Source organism: Mesorhizobium sp. M7A.F.Ca.AU.001.01.1.1, assembly GCF_004022735.1.
Classification (GTDB): Bacteria; Pseudomonadota; Alphaproteobacteria; order Rhizobiales; family Rhizobiaceae; genus Mesorhizobium; species Mesorhizobium ciceri.
Genome location: NZ_RZPF01000852.1, coordinates 1 through 2,491, shown reverse-complemented (window position 1 = coordinate 2,491; position 2,491 = coordinate 1). Strand labels below are relative to the sequence as shown.

The 2,491-nt window shown below is 65.1% G+C and carries 4 protein-coding genes and 1 pseudogene; all 5 read left to right on the top strand.

From position 1 onward, the window contains the following. Positions 1–20: 20 nt before the first annotated feature. The gene (locus tag EN884_RS32905; RefSeq protein WP_024503412.1) at positions 21–563 is read left to right on the top strand and encodes an RNA polymerase sigma factor; all 543 of its coding nucleotides are present in this window, start codon (positions 21–23) and stop codon (positions 561–563) included. A gap of 116 nt (positions 564–679) precedes the next feature. Next, complete coding sequence (locus tag EN884_RS32900) at positions 680–1,102, top strand: hypothetical protein (protein ID WP_245458408.1); 423 nt, start codon at positions 680–682, stop codon at positions 1,100–1,102. Beyond that, on the top strand, positions 1,099–1,554 hold the full coding sequence (locus tag EN884_RS32895) for a periplasmic heavy metal sensor (RefSeq protein WP_063169958.1): 456 nt from the start codon (positions 1,099–1,101) through the stop codon (positions 1,552–1,554). The genes EN884_RS32900 and EN884_RS32895 overlap by 4 nt, the downstream gene beginning before the upstream one ends. Positions 1,555–1,665: 111 nt before the next feature. Next, positions 1,666–1,953: a hypothetical protein gene (locus EN884_RS32890; RefSeq protein WP_013527963.1), complete on the top strand. Its 288-nt coding sequence runs from the start codon at positions 1,666–1,668 to the stop codon at positions 1,951–1,953. A 174-nt stretch (positions 1,954–2,127) separates the two neighbouring features. Further along, positions 2,128–2,491, top strand: a pseudogene (locus EN884_RS32885) (sulfatase); the annotation flags it as partial.

Genomic DNA, 2,491 nt, shown 5'->3' with positions numbered 1-2,491 from the left:
CATCGGGAGTGCGCCGACTGATGGCTGCGGATCCGGACGAGGAGCTGGTTCGCCGTGTCGGCGCCGGCGAGCCGGCAGCCGTGCAAACGCTCGTCGCGCGCAAGCTGCCGCGTATCCTGGCGCTTGCCGTGCGCATGCTCGGCGATGCGGCGGAGGCCGAGGATGTCGCGCAGGAAACCTTCGTGCGGATCTGGCGCCATGCCGCGAGCTGGCGGCGCGGCAATGCGCGCTTCGACAGCTGGATCCACCGGGTGACGCTCAACCTTTGCTACGACCGGCTGCGTCGCAGGCGCGAGTGGGTGACCGGCGACCTGCCGGACGTCGCCGATCCTGCGCCGCTTCCCGATGCTCATTCCGAGGAAGAAGCCCATCGGGTCGAACGGGCGCTGCAAGCCATAGCGCCGCGCCAGCGCGAAGCGATCGTTCTGGTCTACTATCAGGGGATGTCCAATATCGAGGCGGCAGCGACACTGCAGATCAGCGTCGATGCCCTGGAAAGCCTGCTCGCGCGCGGCCGGCGGTCGCTGCAAGCGATCCTGGCGGAGGATGGCGCCGATGAGTAAACGCCGGGCAAGCAGCAACGCAGCACGGCCATTGCGCCTTGCTGGTGCCGCCTGGCGCTCGGCGCCGACGGGCAAGGGGGAGACACATGGCTGAAGGGTCCAGGAACGAACCCGCAATGGATGCCAGGCGCTTTGCCGCCTTGGCGCAGGCCTATGGCGGCGACTTGCGGCGATGGCCCGAGGCCGAGCGAATGGCCGGCACGGTCTTTGCCGCAAGCGACGCGGGCGAGGCCATCTTGAGGCAGGCCGGGACACTTGACGCGCTGCTCGACAGCTACCGCGTCGACGCCCCCGGTAAAGCGCTGCACGGCAGTATCCTGCAGGTCGCCGGCCGGCACCTTGTCCAACGCCGGCGGCAGCGGTTCTGGTGGCTGGGGCTGGGACTCGCAGGCATTGGCCTGGCCGGCGCCGTGGCAGGACTGGCTTTGGTGACCGTCATCACGCCCGAGGTCCAGCCGGACCACACTGTGCTGGATGCCAATGTGACGGCGTTTGGCGATGCCGGCCCGGATGCCGAGAACGGTGAGGAAAGCCTATGAGTACGCGCTGGGTCCGTGGTCTGGTCATTGCTTCCGTGGTGCTGAACGTCTTTCTGGCCAGCGCATTTGTCGGTGGCGCGGTCTGGCTGAGAAATGCCAAATCGGGCTTCTCGCTGGAATCGGCCGGCCGACACCTTCCCGACCAGGATCGCAAGGCGTTCCGCGAGGCGCTGCGCCAGGTTCGCGTGCAGTCCCGTCAGATCATTCTCGATGGCCAGCAGGCGAGGCAGGAGGCAGCGGACCTGTTGCAGCAGCCTGTCATGGACAAGGCCGCCTTGTCCGCCGCCCTGGAACGGGCACGCGATGCCGATGTGACGGTGCGCAGCCGGCTTGAACAGGCCATTGTCGACTTCGCGGCGAGCACATCGCCTGAAAACCGGAGCGTGCTGGCACAGGCGTTGCTGCGCCATATGGAACGCCGCGCCACCGTTACGCCAAAAAAATCGCCATGACGACCGACGGAAAAGACCGGAGACGCCGTTTAACGATGCGAAGGGACAAGCCTGCCCTGTGCACCATACAGGACGGCCATCTTCATCGTCGAAAGCACTCGGAGTCCAATTATGAGTCGCCTGAAAAACTATGCAGCAACCGCTATCCTGGCCATCGGTGGAACTGTCGCGACAGCCTCCGCCTCCAGCGCAATGCCCATCGTGTCCGTTGCGAAGCCAGCCACCCCGGCACTGGTCGAGCATGTCCGCTGGGGCTGCGGCATCGGCTGGCACCCCAACAGATGGGGCCGCTGCGTGCCGAACGGCGTCGTCGTCGTGCGCCCGCGCTACCACTACTGGCACGGTCCGGCCTACGTCTGGCATCCGCATCATCACTGGCGCCACTGGCACCATTACTGATCAAAGCACCGCGGGGCCAGGCACCTTTCGGGGCGGCCCCGCGCGAGCGCTGGCGCGCACCGGACAATCCCGACCAGCCGAGTTAAGGTTAAATCCACTATACATTTGTTCTTAGCCCGCAAATAATCGAAGAATTTCCCGAAACTGTGCTCAGGCATCTTCGTGGGAAAATCTGTGGTTCAGCTTCAAGGTCTTGGACGGGTGCTCTGCCATCCGCTGACGCTGGCCGTGGTCAGCCTTGCAGGCGTCTTCGCCGCCGGACGGGCCGAGCACGAATGGCTGTCGGTGCCGTTCTCGCTGGCGCTGGTGGCTGCCCTTGCCGGACTTCTGTTCCTGGCTTCGGGGCGCCTTGCCTTTTCCGTCTACCTCGCCTGGATGGGCATTGCCTTCGTCACCGTGGTTTCGGCGATCAAGTTCCGGCTGAAAGGATTTTCGCTGCACTTCTACGACACGGTCTTCGTGTCGAGGGACCCGGAAGTGTATCGTTTCCTGCTCGGCTCCTACCTCCATCTGATCGCGCCGGTCGTCATTGCCCTAG

Excerpts from the sequence above, each read along its gene's own strand:
- EN884_RS32895 (WP_063169958.1), top strand. The coding sequence starts at position 1,099 with ATGAGTACGCGCTGGGTCCGTGGTCTGGTCATTGCTTCCGTGGTGCTG.
- EN884_RS32900 (WP_245458408.1), top strand. The coding sequence starts at position 680 with ATGGATGCCAGGCGCTTTGCCGCCTTGGCGCAGGCCTATGGCGGCGAC.
- EN884_RS32890 (WP_013527963.1), top strand. The coding sequence starts at position 1,666 with ATGAGTCGCCTGAAAAACTATGCAGCAACCGCTATCCTGGCCATCGGT.
- EN884_RS32905 (WP_024503412.1), top strand. The coding sequence starts at position 21 with ATGGCTGCGGATCCGGACGAGGAGCTGGTTCGCCGTGTCGGCGCCGGC.